Origin of the sequence: Pseudomonas piscis, from assembly GCF_009380155.1 — a bacterium.
GTDB lineage: Bacteria > Pseudomonadota > Gammaproteobacteria > Pseudomonadales > Pseudomonadaceae > Aquipseudomonas > Aquipseudomonas piscis.
In genome coordinates this window covers 150,473-166,337 of sequence record NZ_WHUV01000005.1, presented here as the reverse complement: position 1 = coordinate 166,337, position 15,865 = coordinate 150,473, and the positions used below count along the sequence as shown (strand labels likewise).

Sequence of the window (15,865 nt, the reverse complement as noted above, 5' to 3'; positions counted from 1 at the left end):
CTCAGAACGCGTACCCGACTTCGAGCCAGTACTGGCGGCCCACCTCATAGGTCGAGACCGAGTTGCTGTTGATCGTCTGGTTGGCATTGACCGACTTCTTGTCGAGCACGTTGAACACGTCCACATTGATGAACACCGCCTGGTCCCTGGCGGTGGGAATACGCCAGCCCAGGCGGGTGTCCCAGGTCAGCGCGGCCTGGAACTTCTGTTCTTCCCAGACATCCACCGAGGTCCCCATGTAGTCCACATTGCGCCCCGTGTCGCCAATGCGCTTGTAGCCGGCGCGGTAGCGCCAGAAGTTGCTCCACTGCAGGTTGGCTTGGGGAATCTCGGTGATGGTTGTCAGGCGGGCCGTCCAGGGCCGGTTGAAGTTGCTGGCAGGCCGGTCGTCATAGTTGATGAAGCTGCCTTGGTACTGGATGACGTTGTTCTGGTAGTACAGGTTTTCAGCGGCGACGTAGGTCGGCGCCGAGGCCTTGCTGTCGGTCCAGTTGAGCGCCAGCTGCCCCCCGGTCTGGGTGCCCAGCAGTGTCCAGCGCTGCAACGGCGTGACCGTCAGGGTGTAGGTGTCGGTCTCGCTCTTGCCGTCGTTGGTGTAGGTGGTGTAGTTGCTCGCCAGCGTCGGGTCTGTGGACGGCTCGCCCAAGGTCCTGCCGGATACCTGCACCACCTGGTCGCGGCCCTTGCGATTGACATACTTGAGCGCGTATTCGATCCCGGCCCATTGCTGCACCACGCCCAGCATCAGTTCATCGTCGTAGGGGATGTCCAGCTGATTGAAACGCACCTGGTTGGCGGCGTTGGACTTGACCACCCAGGGCTTGTCCAGGCTCTCGCGGGTTTCGTTGAAGCGCAGGCGGTTGCGCCCGTCCTGCAGTTGCCAACTGCTGACGCTGCGCCCGTAGTAACGGTTGACGCCGGCATTGAGCAGGGTGGTGCGGTCACCGAACAGGTCATATTCGAGGGAGAAGCGCGGCGCCCAGGTGGTCTTGTCCATGTAGTCGTCGTTGTCCATGCGCACGCCTGGGCGCAAGGTCAGTTGGCCGATGGTGATCTCGTCCTGCAACCAGCTGCCCCAGGAGGTGGTGGTGAAGTCGAATTCGCCGGTGGCGTAGCGGGTACGGCTTTTCATGTATTGCCCCGCCCAGCCGTTCAGGGTCTGGCCCATGTTGCAGGCGACGTTGTCGGTAACCCCGGCGCTGTTGGTGCAGGTTTTGGTGGCTGCGGGAGCAACATAGGTGCTGCTATCGGTCAGGCGCTCATAGCGCACGTACTGGCGGGAGAATTCGAAGCCGGTTTGCGGGCGATGAGTCATGCCCAGCCAGTTGACGCTGCGCCAATCGGCATTGAGCTTGTATTGCCAGGTACGTTGTTGCTGCTCGATATCTCCCCAACCGCCTTCAAGGGTATTGGCGGTGGCCTTGTTGCCGATGCCCCAGTCCTTGGTGCTCGATTTGCGCCAGGTCCAGTAGTCGGCCGAATCCGACTGGCGGCTCTGTTCCTGGCCGCTCCACGCCAGGTTCTGTTCGACCCGCGCCAGGTCGCCATCCCAGATGGTGCGCAGGTTCAGTTGGGTGCCGCCGGCCTTGTTGTCGTAACCCGAGTTGGCCACGTTGGCGCGGAAGTAGTGACTCTCCTCAGGCGCATGGGTCACGCTGGTCTCGACGGTGAGTTGGTCGCTGGCCCGCCAGACCGACTTGAGGAAGTAGTTGTCGATACGCCGTTCCTGCTTCTCCTCGTGAAAGCCCATTTCCTCGACGTTGTTATAGGAGTAGAAACCCAGCGGGATCGTCGAGCGCTTCTGGCTGAAGCTGCCGAGCAGGCCGAAATTGTCGGTCAGGTGGCCCTGCAGCGTGCCGCGAATGGTGACCTTGTCGAACTTGGGCTGCTCGTCGGGGGAGCCGGAGTTCTCCATGCGCTGTTCTTCGCTTTCGTCGATGTGATATTTGGTCCAGGCGGAGCGGGTGGTCTGCACCGAGAACTTGCCGTGCAGTGCCTGGGACGGCGCACGGGTTTGTGCATCGATGACGCCGCCGTTGAAGCCGCCATAGGCTGCCGGGACGTTGCTGTCCAGGACCGTGATGTTCTCCAGCAGGTCGGTGTCCAGGGCCAGGCCCTGGCTGCGCCCCGGCACCGCGTCCAGCAATTGCACCCGGTCTTCTGCCGGATCGATGTCGTTGTTCATGTTGATGCCATCGATCAGGAAGGCATTCTGGTAGAACTGCGCGCCGTTGATGCTGATGTTGGCCGGGCTGATTTCGCCAGGGGTCTTGCTGCTGAGCTGGGCGTCGTCGAACTGCACGTTGGGATGGCTGCGCAACAGGCTGGTGATGTCGCCATTGCCGGCCGGCATCGCTTCGATCGTCGCGCGGTCTATACGGGTTTCCCCCTGGGGCGGCGTCCACTCGCCGGGGACCTTGGTGTTGCCCAGGCGCACCGGATCTGTGCGCCGGTGGGTCGCACGCTGCACCATCAGCGCGTCGTCACTGAGGTAAATCCACTCCAGATGACTACCCTTGAGCAGTTTCGCCAGCGCCTGATCGGTGCTCAGCTCGCCCTGCACCGCTGGCGCGGTCAGGTTGAGCAGCAGTTGGCTTTCGACGCTGATCTGCAGGCCGGTCTGCTGTGCCAGCGCCGTCAGTGCCGTGCCTAGCGGCTGGCGGGCGATGTCGATGCTATGCCGGGCCCGCTGGTCACCGGCCAGGACCGGCAAGGACATCGCCAGTCCTACCGACAGCAATAATAGGCGCGCGCTGCGTCGGCAACCGTGAAGACCTTCTAGGTGGCGAATGGACATGCTCTGGTGAACTCCCCGCTTGGTGCGAATGATCCGCACCTGTTAATGAGAATATTTACTATTAACTGGACGGGGCAATAAACGAACGGCGATCGAGAACTTCCAGAATTTTTTGAAATTTATTTTTCTACCGGCGCCCCAGGGGTTTCTTGGATAAGGGTGAGGTAGGGCCCCCAATGCGTGAGATGCCCACGAAGCGGAGCGATGGCCAGTTGCAGCGCGCTGATCGGTGAACGCAGGTTCAGCGAGGCGGTGACGTGCCGCTCGCCCAGAGTCCGGTCGGCCAACAGCAAGGCGCCGGGGTAGTAGTCCCGCAGTTGTTCGATCACCTCGCGCAGGGGCCGGTCGTTGACCACCAACTGCCACTGGCGCCATAGCGCAACCTGGTCCGGCGGTAGCCGGTTGCGCTGCGGCGGGCTGTGGTCCAGGCCAAGGCGCAGGCTCTCGCCGGGGCCCAGGGCAGGCACCGCGAGTTCGCCCCGGCCATCGCGAACCTGGACCGCTCCGCTTTGCACTGCCACCACGACGGCGTTGCGACCCAGGTCCACATCGAACGCCGTACCTATGACCCTGACCTTCACGTCCGCTGCCTGGACCGTGAACGGGCGTGAAGCATCGTGGCTGACTTCGAAGAACGCCTGCCCCCTGAGCAGCGTCACGCCCCGCGTACCTGGCTCGAAGGCCACCCGGATGGCACTGTCGCTGCCCAGTTCGACATGGCTGCCGTCGCCCAGGCTGATCTTCAGATGCTCGCCGAGTGGGCTGGCATGGTCGGTCGGCGGCGTGGGTCCTACCAGCAACAGCACACAGGCTGCCAGTGCCAGCGTTGCCAGCGCTCGGCCCGCCCAGCGACGTCGGCCCTGGGGCGGGGCCGAGGCTGGCAGCGGCCGAGGCACGGGTATCTCCGGCGGCTCCAGGTAACCACTGAGCAACCAGACTTTCTCCGCCTTGCGCCAGGCGGCAGCGTGACGCTCATCAGCGGCCAGCCAGCGTCCATGGGCCTGTTGCAGTGCCAGGTCATCCGGCGCGGCGCGGCATTGCAGCAGCCAGTCCATGGCCGCCTGCCACACCAGGTCGTCCTTCAGTGAGCCGGATACAGGTTGGGAGGAGGGGATATCAGTCATCGGCCAGATGCTCCGCACAGTGGGTCAGTGCGTCACGCACCAGTTGGTGCGCCAAGCTGGTGGAGATCTTCAACTCAGCGGCAATTTCCTGGAAGGTCTGGTGTTGCAGGCGATGCATGTAGAAGGCCCGGCGCGTTCGTTCCGGCAGTCGGGTCAGAGCGTCCTGCAGGAGGCGCAACTGGTCGCTGTGCAGCGCCTGGTGCTCCGGCGAAGGCGTGCTCGAGGGCAGTTCGCTGAGCAGATCGTCGCCATCGGGGTGGCGGTTTTCCAGGGTCGAGCGCCGCAGCAGGTCAAAGGACAGGTTGCGCACGATGCGGTACAGGTAGCCCACCGGGTTGCTCGGCTGGGCAGCGCTATCGGCTTGGCCGCAGAAGCGCAGCCAGGCTTCCTGGACCACCTCTTCGGCTTGGGCCCGACAGCCGACAATCGGCGCCGAGTAGTCGACCAGCGCGGCACGGTGGGAAAGGTAGAGCTCGAGTTTATCGCTGGGATAAGACACGGCGGCGATCATTCAAGGTGGGATCAGGCTAGGGGGGGCGGAATCTTATCTTTAATTGCAAATGCTTATCAACAGCGTTTATGCGGCCCTGGAGTGGATGTCGGATCGACCCGAGAGGAGGAGGGGGGAACTGCAAATGGCTGTATTAATCTGATAGTGAGCAGATGGCGAGCACTCCCGGCAAACTCCAGTAGCTGCCCAGGTTGTCGCCGCTGATCCTCGAGCAACTCAATATGCGTGGCGCTACTTCTTTGCTGTACCGCAGGAAATCGCCCGCGGTGAGCGGCGGCCGTCATCCAGACGAAACCCAGCGATCCTCCCATTCAACGATCACATGAGCCGGGTTGCTGGCGCTTACGGGTCTGTTCCATTGCTCCCTAAGCCCCGGTACTGGCCTGCATGGAAGACCAGCGGTTCTGCGCCGCTGTATCGGTACTGTTCGATCTCGCCAATGAAGATCAGGTGATCACCGCCCTCGTACTGGGTGACGTTGCGGCACACCAGCACTGCCACCACATCGTCCAGCACCGGGGCTCCCGCCTTGCCATAGGAATGAGCTACACCGGCGAACTTGTCAGGTGCTGCCCGGGCGAACTGCTCCGACAGGTGATGCTGGTGCGCGCCCAGTATGTTGATGGCGAAATGGCTCGCCGAGCAAAAAACCTTCAGGCTCGGTGCCTTGCGAGCCAGGCTCCAGAGCACCAGCGCCGGCGACAGCGACAGTGAGGAGAACGAGTTGGCGGTCACACCGACGTTGCGGCCGTCAGCGGTGCGGGTGGTGATCACGGTGACACCGGTCGCGAACTGCCCCAGCAAGTTGCGCAGTTCGCGTGCATCGTGGACATCGCAGTCCTGGGCATCGAGCAAATCGAGAGCTTTGGTTTCGGTGGCAGCGTTCATGCTGATCTCTCCCCTCAAGCGGGCTCAGGCGGCCTGCTGGTTCATTGCGCGCGATTGCAGGCGCAGCGTGAATCGAACCAGCGGCGCGCTCAGCGCCGTCGTCACCAGCGCGAACACTACGAGGATCGTGTAGACCTCTGGCGGAAGGATCTGCATCTGCAGGCCGATCGACAGGACGATTAGCTCCATCAAGCCGCGTGTGTTCATCAACGAGCTCACCAGCATCGCATCGTGTGGCGCAAGCCCGGTGGTGCGTGCGCCCAGATAGCTGCCGCCGAACTTGCCGATGAATCCGCCCAGCAGGAATACACCGCACCACATCCATGATGCCTGGTCGTCGATCGTGCCGATCGATGCACGCAGTCCCGCACACGCGAAGAACACCGGCATCAGCACAAGCTTGACGAAACCTTCGACGTTCTCGCTCCACTCCTTCGCGACGCCGGGCACGCGCCGCACGAACAGCGCCGCCGCCAGTGCGCCAAATGCGCTATGGAATCCGATCAGCGACGTCGCCAGTGCCGACGCGATGACGAAGCAGAGCAACACGGCCAAGCGGTCGCGCGCTGCATGGGCAGTCGATGCGAGCCGTGCAAGCGCCGGTCGAACCACGAAGCGCACCAGCAGCCCGCTCAGCAGCAGGTACACGAGCAGGCTGACGAGCATGCGCACAAATGCCCAGCCAGGCCCGCTCGATAGCGAGGCAATGGTGGCCAGCAGCATCCATCCGAGTGCATCTGTCAGCATCGCGGCGGACATTGCGTGCCGTGCGCCGACCATGGCGCTCAGCGCCAGGTCGTCGATGATGCGCGCCATCACCGGCACCGCCGATACCGCCAGTGCGACACCGCAGAAGAGCACATAGGGCAGCGTCGGTGCGTCGCTGGCGAGCGTGTCTTTGGAGGCGACGGCGACGAGCATGCCGGCCGCCGCCGGTGCGATGAGCCCGCCGGCTGCGATCGCTGCAGGTATGCGCCAGCGCTTGCCGTGCAGCGTCTGGCCCAAGTCCATACGCAGACCGATCTGGAACATCAGCAGTATCAAACCGACTTCGCCAACTTGCGCCATTGCCGACAGCGTGTGTGGGGCGAACAACAGGCCGTAGAAACTCGGTGCGACCAGGCCGAACAGCGAAGGTCCCAACAGCAGGCCGGCCGCAATCTCGCCGACGACCGCGCACTGGCCGAGCCGTTCGGCAATGCGCCCGCAGACATTGCAGAGCGCGATCACCAGCATGAGTTGCAGCAGCCAGATGGTCATGGATACCTCGCAAGGAGCGACACCGGCACGAAGCGAGCGGCGGCGAGCCCCGTGATGGCCGTGACGCCACTGGCCAGGTTCGCGAGCGCCCGGTACAGCGAAACGGCCGATACCGGCTCGGCCTCACGCATTACCGCTCGCTCTCGACGCGGTCGACCCAGCCCCGGTAGAACGCCCGGTACCTGAGCACGAGCTTGTCGTACTTGCTGTACGCGCCGCCGCCGTCGGGCTTCATCCCGTTCCAGATCTTGACGTCGTACCCGGCTGCCTGCCTGGTCTGCAGCCCGAACAACACGAAGTCAGTGGCGCGGCGCAGGGCACCGCCCACCTTCTTGATCGAGATGAGCATGTGCATGACGTTCTTGCCGTCGCTCACTGGCGTCACGCACTGGAGCAGCTTGTATTTGACGTCTGCGTCCAAGGCAACGGTCATGACGCACCCGCCGGGGTAGCCATCGAAGTGCAGGTTCATCTGCGACATGTTCAGGCCGAGCGCGCGCGACAACATGCCCAGGGGACCGAAGTAGCGGTTCACGGTGAAATCGATCCCGGCACCGAACCACGCGCCCGCCCGGGCCAGCGACTCGACCTCCGGCCACCGGCGCCAGTCGTCGAAGAGCTTGAGCTCGAAGGCCGAGATCGGGAGCGCGTGCACGGGGGTTGCGTGCTGCGCGTCGTAGAAGTTCTCGACGATGCGCAAGACCGCCGTCGTCGTCTCGAACGCGAAGTGCAGGTGCATGAAGTCGCCGTTGTCGACATCGGCCGCGGCGATTTCGGGCAGCGGGTGCAGCGGCTGCGCGGAGCCGTACCAGACCCACACGTAGCCGTAGCGTTCGGTGGTCACCAACGTCGGCTGGCGCGCCCCGCGCGGCACGGGCTCCAGCTGGCGCACCGCCTGGTTGTGGCCGGGGATGTGAACGCACTGGCCTTGCTCGTCGTATCGCCAGTGGTGAAACGGGCATTGGATGCACCCGTCCTTGACTTGCCCGTCAGCCAGGTTGGCGCCCAGGTGCGGGCAGTGGCGATCCATCACCACGGCCCGCCCCGTCGCTCCGCGCCATGCCACGCACGGACGGCCAAAGAGCGTCAATTCCTTGGGCTTGTCCCTGAGGTCGCTGGAGCGCATCGCGACGTACCAGCTCGCGGCCACGCGCGTGGTCGCGTCGTGCGCCCCTGGGGGATGCTTCTTGATGCTCGGCTGATCCAGTTGAATGTTGTTCATCGCGTTATGTCGTCCTCGGCCGGCTACTTCTTCAGAACCAGGCCGATGCGGGTCGTGACGTACGCCTTGAGCAGCGCGAACATCGGGTTGTAGTCGAAGTACTTTTTCACCTCTGCCGGCGCTCTGGTCTGCGTCCAGTACATCAGCTTCATCGCCGGTATCAGGCTGTACTTCGAGTTGTTGAGCTGCGGCTTGTCCCCGGTGATGCAGTACCCGAAACCGAACATCGGCTTGGCGAAGTCTCGTTCGTCGATGAGGGCGTGGATCCGCACCGCGGCCTGTGCAGCCGACTGGTTCCCGGCGCTCACTGCCTCGACCTCGGCCTTGGCGTCGTTGAACAACTGGTAGTACTCCTCCATGTCCGCGCACAGGTACCCAAGGTACGGGGGGTCGTTGTCGAGGTGATCCAGGTCGCCCTCATCGCGCGAGGTGCGAAACCGCGCGTGGGCTTGCACGAGCCGGAACTGCCCGAGGATCGTGCCGACCGCCCACAGCCTGTGGAATGCATCCCACAGACGGAAGTCCGAGAACGCCGTGTAGCAGCAGCTGACGAAGTCGTCGTTGTGGTCCAGAAGCTTTTGCTGCAGGCGCTCGATGTACTCGAAGCGCTCGGGGGCGAAGTCATCGTCGCGTAGCGCCTTGATAAGGCGCGCCGCGAGCGCGTGGATGGCCACCGCGGTGTTCTCCAGGCCCCGGGAGAACAGCGGGTCGATGAACCCGTTCGCGTGCAGCATCAGGCAGTAGCGGTCGCCGATGCAGGCGGTCGACGAGAACTGCAGGCGGTCGGTCCTGACCCAGTCGCGCACCGGCACGGCGTCCTGGAACTGAGCCCCGATGCTCGGGAACCGTGCGAGGAACTCGGCGAATTCTTGCTGCGCGCTGATGTCCGTTTTCGGGTAGATACGCGGGTCGAGCTGCAGGCCGACACTCACCAGGTTATTGGTCGAGCGCGCGTGGTTGTTGAACGGAATCACCCAGAGCCAGCCGCCCGTGAACATGTGGTGCAAGGTCCCCTCGTGCCAGCGCCAGCGCTGCCCCTTGACCTTGAAGATGTCGTCGAACGGCTTGACCCCGAGCATGTGCGTGTAGAGGCTGCGCGAGTGCGTCTTGAAGCGACACGGTTCTTCGCGAAGCTTGAACTTGGTCGCCAGCGGTGCGCGAGGGCCTCCGCAGTCGATCATGTACCGGCCGGTGAACCGTTCGCCCTCGGCGGTGGTCACCGCGACGCCGTCTTTATCAGCGTGGTAGTCGGTCACGCTAGTCCTCTGGCGGACCTTGCAGCCGTATTTGATGGCGGCCTGCAACAAGTAGGCGTCGACGTCCTGCCGGTAGTAATGGCTCTCCGGTCCCCATGGCAGTTCGGGAATGACGCACTGCGTGAACTCCTTCGGGTCGTGCTCCTGGCCGGGTTTGTGGAACACGAATCCGAAGTTGCGCTTGATGCCCGTGCTCGACGAGACGTAACGCTGCGTCGAGTAGAACGACGTGATGTGGTCGAGCTCCGGAATGCCGTAGCGGTCAGCGATGATGCGGTTCATGAGAGACGTCTCGGGGATCGACGACTCGCCGATCGTGAACCGCGGGTGCGACGACTCCTCGATGATCAGCACGCGAAACTGTTTCTTGGCCAGGATGGCTCCCATCTGGGTGCCGGACATGCCCGAGCCGAGGATGATCACGTCGAAATGGTTGTTGTCGCGCCCGTTCTCGGGGCTCTTCTGAGTCATGGGGGCAAACTCTCCTTGCGAGATGAGACCTGGCTTTGCGCGTCAGGATTCGTCGAGCGCGGCGCGGATGCGCGAGCGCGCGGCACACGTGAGCGTGAGTAGATCAACGAGCATGCTGGGCGCGTACCCCCCGCTGCCGGTTGCGGGACCGCTTCGCCCGGCCTCGTACGCCCGTTCTGCCAACTTGAGGTGAGGCGCCCGGAAGCGCAGCAGGACCTTGAGCACCCGCTCCAGGGCTACCAGCCCAGCCCGGGCGGGCTCGTCTGGCGCACCAGCGGTTCGCGCTTCGTCGAGCGCGCGGTCCATGAGCGCCGGCCCCTCGGCGAACCGAGCGTAGACCGCCCGGTACGCGGGAAGCACGTAGGGCAGGTACGTCTCCTTGAATTCTCGATAGGCCTGGTCGTCGGTTTGCGAGCCCCACAGGACGTGCTCCAGTACGAACAGGGGCATTTCCACGGCACCGGGGCCGAGGTAGCTCTGGCCCCCGACCTGGATCGGATCGTAGAAGGGGCGCAGTTCATCGTAGAAGACCTGCGGTGAGATGAAGCGGTACGCGTAGACGATCGATTCGACCATTTTCTGCAGATAGGCTTCCAGCTCGGCGCACCCTTGCACGAACGCGGGCGAGCGCAGGGGCACATCGAACAGCTCGACGGTCACCGCGATGGCCGCTTCCAGGGCCGCCATCGAGATGCGCACGCTCTCGAGCAGATGCGCTTCGTCGGGCAGCCCGGTGTAACTGCGCTGCGCGTCGGCCGCCGCAGGGTTCCAGACCGTCACATGCAGGAGCGTCTCGCGCGGCGGCATATCGGTCGCGCGAGCCAAGTCCAGCAGCACCTGTTCAAGCCCGGGCACCACGTCCGCAGGCTCGTGTCCGTGCCGCTTGAGCGACCCCAGGAAGAAGCCGATGTCCCGCATCGCGGCGGCAGCTTCGACGAAGCCCCAGCCGGAGGGCACGCCGCGCGTCGGGAGGAACTCGCGCAGCAGGCCGATGATGCCGGGCACGTCCTTGTTACGGTTCAGGCCCGGCAGTTGCAGCACCAGCGAGCGCGCCTGTAGCGGATCACAGGCGGCCACGGCAGCGTGGGTGGTGGCGAATGCGGATACCCGGTTCAAGGTGCGTTCCACTACCGGCCTTCCCGCGTCGCGAGCGTCGGCCCGCGCTGGTTGCCAGACACCTGCGCGTCGCCGTCACGCAGCGACCGCAGGTAGTCGTAGTTCGTCGGCAGGCTGCTCCGCAGGCGCTCGGCCTCGCGGCGGATGCTGGCGAACATCGCCTCGGCCTTCTCGATCGACTCGGGTCGGTGCTGCAAGAGCGGTAGCGACCGGTCGGGCAGCATGCCCAAGCCGGCAAAGATGCAGTAGTAGTTGCCGTTCAACCAGAAGTTCTTGAATTCGTAGTCGAAGGTCTCGTAGTACGTGGAATCGTCGAACGACGTGGTGGTCAGCGGCAGCCCCGCCTTGTAGCGCTGCACCTTCTCCTGGATGGCGTCCGAGAGCCGCAGTTCGTGCCGGTTCGCGAGCCAGAACGGCGTATCTTCGCGCGACGTGGTGAAATAGTGCGCCTGGACGAAGTCTCGGCAGTCGTCAAACATGTAGACGATCTCGGCGTTGAATGCATCGCGCAACCGCGAGTCGAACGAGGTGTCGGGGAAGTGCTTCACGAGCTGGTAAAGCGAGGCGTAGATGAAGTAGATGCCCGTCGATTCCAGGGGCTCCAGAAAGCACGACGACAGCCCGATCGACACACAATTGTTGACCCACGCCCGCTTGTTGCGTCCGACCCGGAACTTGATCTGGTTGAGCGACTGATTGTCCGAGAGGTCCCAGAGTTTGAGGAAGTCGGCGGTAGCCTGGTCGCGTGAGGTGAACTTGCTCGAGAAGACGTAGCCGCTGCCGAACCGGCCCAGCATCGGAATCTTCCAGGTCCACCCCGAGTTCATGGCGATCGCCGAGGTGTACGGCTCGACCCCGTCACGGGCGTCGTCGTTGGGTACGGCGCTGGCGACCGCGCTGTCGCACAGCAGGTAGTCGGACATGTCGATGAAGGGCTCTTTCAGGGTCTGATTGATCAGGAGCCCCCGCATGCCGGAGCAGTCGATGAACAGGTCCGCCTCCAGCTTCCGCCCCCCCTTGGTCAACAAGGTGGAGATGTAGCCGCGGTCGTTCAACTGAACCTCCACGACCTCGTCGACCACGCGGTTGACCCCGCGCTCGACGGCCCAGCGCTTCAAGAAGTCGGCCACCAGGTGCGCATCGAAGTGCCACGCGTGGGACATCTGGCGGGTACCGTCGGGCAGGCACGGTGCCAGCTTGCCGTCGAGCGCCCCGGGCTGCGGGTAGCACGCGTACTCCATCGGTTGCTGGAAGCCCTGTTCGCGCTTGCGCAGCCAGTAGTGGGTAAGTGGCACACCGTCGCAGTTCGGCACATTGCCGAACAAATGGTAGAAGTGATCGTCACGCGATGGGTCGGGAGATTTTCTCCAGTTCACGAACTTGATCGCGGCCTTGAACGCGCCGTTCACCTGGGGCATCCACTCCCGCTCCGGTATCCCGAGGAAGTCGAAGAACACCTTCTGCAAACTCGGGATAGTCGCCTCGCCCACGCCGATCCGGGGGATCGCCGCAGATTCGATGAGCGTAATGTCTACCTGCTGCTGGAGCGCCCGGACGAGGTACGAGGCGGCCATCCAGCCCGCAGTGCCGCCGCCCACGATGACGATATTCTTGATCGGCTTGTTCATAACGCTCCTTGTTTCCAGGCAGACGGGCTGTAGGGAGAGTAAGGCCGCCAGTCTCCGTGCATCCGTGCAAGAGGCACATCAATGTGCTTGTCGGATTAGACTCTAGACCGCAGGAAAAGCGATGCATCTTCCGTTTCCGAATTAGCCTTCCCCAAAGCAAAGGCATTTGATCTAAAGAAAGGTCTTGCGTGCTTTGCATGCGCCCAATCAGTCCGTCGCAGTACCCCTGCGCGAAGTGCGTGGCGTGATCATCCATGTGATGCACAGGAGCAAGCTCGTAGACAGTTGGTCGAACAGGCAGTTAGCGCAACGCGCCTTTGCGGGTCGTTGCGGTCAGCCGGTTATTGAAGTCGTTGGATGGAATCAGGAAAAGATCGCCAATGGGTGTTGCAGAAATGCTTCGCTGGGGATCGGTGACGCATGAGGCCGGCAGGTCGTAGATCCCGCCCGGGCTTGATCCATGCAGGGCGGCTGCAAGCGAGATGGCTGGAGCGGATTCTGCTCGATGAGAAGAGCCCCTAGGCCGGCATCGGCGCCAACGCGCCGATGCCTGGGGTCGTGGTGATTTTTCCAACATCATCCTGGTGGATGCCATTGGCGCAATCTTCACCGATGCCCACCTCCAAGGTGGGTCCACCAGAGGCTGCGATGACACTGGGCGGCGGCATTCCCCGGGTCCAGGCCCTGGCTAGGGGAGCCTGAACCAGCCGCCCTTGGGCCAGTTGGTCCGGGCCAGCTCCACCACCTCGTCGCCGCGCCCGCTCATCACCGCCTTGAGCATGTACAGGCTCATGCCCTTGGCCTGTTCCAGCTTGATCGCCGGTGGGATGACCAGTTCCTGGGTCGCGGTGACCACGTCCACCAGCACCGGGCCGTCATGTTCCAGGGCGGTGCGCAGGGCACCTTCCAGGCCTGCGGAATCTTCCACTCGCAGGCCGAGGATACCCATGGCGTTGGCCATGGCGGCGAAGTCCGGGTTGTGCAGGTCGGTGCCGGTGTCCAGGTAGCCGGCGGACTTCATCTCCATGGCGACGAAGCCCAGGGCCGCGTTGTCGTAGACGATGATCTTCACCGGCAGCTTGAGCTGGACCAGGGAAATGAAGTCCCCCATGAGCATGCTGAAGCCGCCGTCGCCGGCCAGGGCAATGACTTGGCGTGCGGGGCAGGCGGCCTGGGCGCCGATGGCCTGGGGCATGGCGTTGGCCATGGAACCGTGGTTGAACGAGCCCAGCAGGCGCCGCTGGCCGTTCATCTTCAGGTAGCGCGCGGCCCATACCGTGGGCGTGCCGACATCGGCGGTGAAGATCGCATCGGCGTCCGCCAGTTCGCTGACCAGTTGGGTGAGGTACTGCGGGTGCACCGGCCGTCCAGCTGCCGCGGGCCGGGCCAGGTCGTCCAGGCCCTGGCGGGCCTTGGCGTAGTGCTCCAGGGAGGTTTCCAGGAAGCTCCGGTCGCCCTGGTAGGGCAGGCGTGGCAGCAAGGCGGCGAGGGTCTCGCTGACGTCGCCGACCATGCCCAGGTCCAGCGGCACTCGCCGGCCCAGGGCTTGTGGGTCGCGGTCGATCTGGATCACGCAGGCGTCCGTCGGATAGAACTGGCGATAGGGGAAGTCGCTGCCCAGTATCACTAGGGTGTCGCAGTTGAGCATGGCGTGATAACCGGAGCTGAAGCCGATCAGCCCGGTCATGCCGACATCGAAGGGGTTGTCCCATTCCACATGCTCCTTGCCGCGCAGAGCGTGCACCACCGGCGCGCCCAAGGCATCGGCCAGGGCCACGACCTGGTCGTGGGCACCGGCACAACCGCTGCCGCAGAGCAGGGTCACGGCCTGGCGATGGCTGAGCAATTCCACCAGGCGGTCCAGGTCATGGGGCGCTGGCAGGGTGCGTGGGGCGTGTAACGGTGGCCATGGCTTGCTGGCCGTCGGCACCTGCTGCAAGGCCACGTCCCCGGGGATCACCACCACGGCCACGCCGCGCTCGAGGATCGCACTGCGCATGGCCCGGTGCAGCACCTCGGGCATCTGCGCCGGGTGGCTCACCAGCTCGACGAAGTGGCTGCACTCCTTGAACAGTTCCTGGGGGTGGGTTTCCTGGAAATAATCCAGGCCGATCTCCGAGGACGGGATCTGTGCGGCGATGGCCAGCACCGGCACCCGGCTGCGGTGGCAGTCGAACAGGCCGTTGATCAGGTGCAGGTTGCCCGGGCCACAACTGCCGGCGCACACCGCCAGCTGGCCGGTGATCGCCGCTTCGGCGCCAGCGGCGAAGGCCGCCACTTCCTCGTGGCGCACGTGCATCCATTGGATGCTTTGCATGCTCTGCAGGGCGTCGGTGAGGCCGTTGAGGCTGTCACCGGTCAGGCCCCAGATACGCTTGACCCCGGCTTGTTCGAGGGTCTGGGCCAGTTGTCGGGCAATGCTGATGTTCGCCATGGAGTTCTCCTGCCGTGGGATGGGAAATCGTCGCGATCAACAGGGGACAGCGGGCGAGGGCGGATGATTCCATGAAGATGTGCGAATGAGAATTAATGCTAATATCGTCGCCCGATTTCCTCTCTGCGAGCGCCGGCCTTGCATCCGACCCCTCAACTGGACCAACGCTACTACCTGCGGGACTTCCGTCAGCTTGGCGAACGCTATGCCGTGCGCTACAGCCTGCCCGGAGCAGGGAACGAGGATGACGCTACCTGCCTGATGCAGGGGCGCATCACCGAGCATCGCCTGCCCGGCGGCCTGGTCCTGGTGAGCTCCGACGTGCTGGCGTTCCACAGCTACCGGGCCGACTCGCTGCGCATGCCATGCCTGAGCCTGGCGCTGGTGCTCGAAGGGCATGCGGCGCTGAGTTTCACCCGGGACCAGGCGTTGCTCGCCGGTCACTGCGTCACGACCCTGTGCGCCGACGGCCGGCCCATGTCGGCCGTGCACTTCGCCGGGACGCGGTTGCGCGGCCTGAACCTGGCCCTCAACGCCCCGGAGGATCTGCCCGACGCGCAATTGGCGCAGCTGCTGCACAACGCCCTGCGCGGGAACGGTTCACGAATGCACTGCGGGCCGTTGCCGGTGCACCTGCGCCAGGCCATCGCCGACCTGCTCGGCGGACGTTGGCATGGCAGCCTGCAGGCCCTGTTGTGCGAAGGCGTGGCCTTGCAACTGCTGGCCCATGCCCTGGCCGGGCTGGAAGCCGATGCTGAGCAAGCCGGCAGCTTGAGCCCGCGGGATCGGCAATTGCTGGAGCGGGTTCGCGAGCGCCTGCACCAGGCTCCGGGCGAGGAGCACTCGCTCGGTGAGCTGGCGCAGTTGGCCTGCATGAGCAGCAGTTCGCTGCGCAGCAAGTTCCGCCAGGCCTATGGGCAGACGGTCTTCGGCTACCTGCGCGAGCGGCGCCTGGAGGTCGCCCATGCACAGTTGCAACAAGGCTGGTCGGTGCAGCAGGCGGCGCATTTCGTGGGTTATCGCCATGCCAGCAATTTCGCCACGGCGTTTCGCCAGCGCTTCGGCGTGGCCCCCGGCAGCTGTGGTTGAAGGCCCGCGACGGCTTGGCGGCGCTTATCCGTGTCGAACCCGGCAGCGCCCATAACATCCTCGGCATCT

12 protein-coding genes are annotated in these 15,865 nt (G+C 64.2%); 1 reads left to right on the top strand and 11 read right to left on the bottom strand.

Annotation, left to right across the window (positions count from 1 at the left end):
* Position 1 precedes the first annotated feature (1 nt).
* The 11 genes from GDH07_RS25515 to poxB all read right to left on the bottom strand — a co-directional run bounded on the left by GDH07_RS25515 (position 2) and on the right by poxB (position 14,707).
* Complete coding sequence (locus GDH07_RS25515; protein ID WP_178124115.1) at positions 2 to 2,719, bottom strand: TonB-dependent receptor; 2,718 nt, start codon at positions 2,717 to 2,719, stop codon at positions 2 to 4.
* 197 nt (positions 2,720 to 2,916) lie between these two features.
* Complete coding sequence (locus GDH07_RS25510) at positions 2,917 to 3,921, bottom strand: FecR family protein (protein WP_152899288.1); 1,005 nt, start codon at positions 3,919 to 3,921, stop codon at positions 2,917 to 2,919.
* Positions 3,914 to 4,432 carry a sigma-70 family RNA polymerase sigma factor gene (locus GDH07_RS25505; RefSeq protein WP_152899287.1) on the bottom strand — a complete coding sequence of 173 codons (519 nt, stop codon included), beginning with the start codon at positions 4,430 to 4,432 and terminating at the stop codon, positions 3,914 to 3,916. Before GDH07_RS25505 ends, GDH07_RS25510 begins: the two co-directional genes overlap by 8 nt.
* Before the next feature lie 342 nt (positions 4,433 to 4,774).
* Positions 4,775 to 5,320: a flavin reductase family protein gene (locus GDH07_RS25500; RefSeq protein WP_022639375.1), complete on the bottom strand. Its 546-nt coding sequence runs from the start codon at positions 5,318 to 5,320 to the stop codon at positions 4,775 to 4,777.
* 24 nt (positions 5,321 to 5,344) lie between these two features.
* On the bottom strand, positions 5,345 to 6,580 hold the full coding sequence (locus tag GDH07_RS25495; RefSeq protein WP_022639374.1) for a cation:proton antiporter: 1,236 nt from the start codon (positions 6,578 to 6,580) through the stop codon (positions 5,345 to 5,347).
* Positions 6,577 to 6,711 (bottom strand): flavin reductase, encoded by a 135-nt coding sequence (locus GDH07_RS25490; RefSeq protein WP_143494723.1) that lies wholly within the window; start codon positions 6,709 to 6,711, stop codon positions 6,577 to 6,579. The genes GDH07_RS25495 and GDH07_RS25490 overlap by 4 nt, the downstream gene beginning before the upstream one ends.
* Positions 6,711 to 7,802 carry a Rieske 2Fe-2S domain-containing protein gene (locus GDH07_RS25485; protein ID WP_152899286.1) on the bottom strand — a complete coding sequence of 364 codons (1,092 nt, stop codon included), beginning with the start codon at positions 7,800 to 7,802 and terminating at the stop codon, positions 6,711 to 6,713. Before GDH07_RS25485 ends, GDH07_RS25490 begins: the two co-directional genes overlap by 1 nt.
* 23 nt (positions 7,803 to 7,825) lie before the next feature.
* Positions 7,826 to 9,529 (bottom strand): NAD(P)/FAD-dependent oxidoreductase, encoded by a 1,704-nt coding sequence (locus tag GDH07_RS25480; RefSeq protein WP_152899285.1) that lies wholly within the window; start codon positions 9,527 to 9,529, stop codon positions 7,826 to 7,828.
* 42 nt (positions 9,530 to 9,571) lie between these two features.
* Positions 9,572 to 10,657 (bottom strand): monodechloroaminopyrrolnitrin synthase PrnB family protein, encoded by a 1,086-nt coding sequence (locus tag GDH07_RS25475; protein WP_085597944.1) that lies wholly within the window; start codon positions 10,655 to 10,657, stop codon positions 9,572 to 9,574.
* The gene (locus tag GDH07_RS25470) at positions 10,657 to 12,273 is read right to left on the bottom strand and encodes a tryptophan halogenase family protein (protein WP_022639370.1); all 1,617 of its coding nucleotides are present in this window, start codon (positions 12,271 to 12,273) and stop codon (positions 10,657 to 10,659) included. Before GDH07_RS25470 ends, GDH07_RS25475 begins: the two co-directional genes overlap by 1 nt.
* A gap of 688 nt (positions 12,274 to 12,961) precedes the next feature.
* Complete coding sequence (gene poxB / locus GDH07_RS25465; RefSeq protein WP_152899284.1) at positions 12,962 to 14,707, bottom strand: ubiquinone-dependent pyruvate dehydrogenase; 1,746 nt, start codon at positions 14,705 to 14,707, stop codon at positions 12,962 to 12,964.
* A 138-nt stretch (positions 14,708 to 14,845) separates the two neighbouring features.
* Here poxB and GDH07_RS25460 point away from each other — a divergent pair, with 138 nt between their 5' ends.
* Positions 14,846 to 15,796, top strand: a complete 951-nt coding sequence (locus GDH07_RS25460; RefSeq protein ID WP_152899283.1) for a helix-turn-helix transcriptional regulator — start codon at positions 14,846 to 14,848, stop codon at positions 15,794 to 15,796.
* Positions 15,797 to 15,865: the final 69 nt, after the last annotated feature.

Excerpts from the sequence above, each read along its gene's own strand:
- GDH07_RS25515 (WP_178124115.1), bottom strand. The coding sequence starts at position 2,719 with ATGTCCTTGCCGGTCCTGGCCGGTGACCAGCGGGCCCGGCATAGCATC.
- GDH07_RS25510 (WP_152899288.1), bottom strand. The coding sequence starts at position 3,921 with ATGACTGATATCCCCTCCTCCCAACCTGTATCCGGCTCACTGAAGGAC.
- GDH07_RS25505 (WP_152899287.1), bottom strand. The coding sequence starts at position 4,432 with ATGATCGCCGCCGTGTCTTATCCCAGCGATAAACTCGAGCTCTACCTT.
- GDH07_RS25500 (WP_022639375.1), bottom strand. The coding sequence starts at position 5,320 with ATGAACGCTGCCACCGAAACCAAAGCTCTCGATTTGCTCGATGCCCAG.
- GDH07_RS25495 (WP_022639374.1), bottom strand. The coding sequence starts at position 6,580 with ATGACCATCTGGCTGCTGCAACTCATGCTGGTGATCGCGCTCTGCAAT.
- GDH07_RS25490 (WP_143494723.1), bottom strand. The coding sequence starts at position 6,711 with ATGCGTGAGGCCGAGCCGGTATCGGCCGTTTCGCTGTACCGGGCGCTC.
- GDH07_RS25485 (WP_152899286.1), bottom strand. The coding sequence starts at position 7,802 with ATGAACAACATTCAACTGGATCAGCCGAGCATCAAGAAGCATCCCCCA.
- GDH07_RS25480 (WP_152899285.1), bottom strand. The coding sequence starts at position 9,529 with ATGACTCAGAAGAGCCCCGAGAACGGGCGCGACAACAACCATTTCGAC.
- GDH07_RS25470 (WP_022639370.1), bottom strand. The coding sequence starts at position 12,273 with ATGAACAAGCCGATCAAGAATATCGTCATCGTGGGCGGCGGCACTGCG.
- poxB (WP_152899284.1), bottom strand. The coding sequence starts at position 14,707 with ATGGCGAACATCAGCATTGCCCGACAACTGGCCCAGACCCTCGAACAA.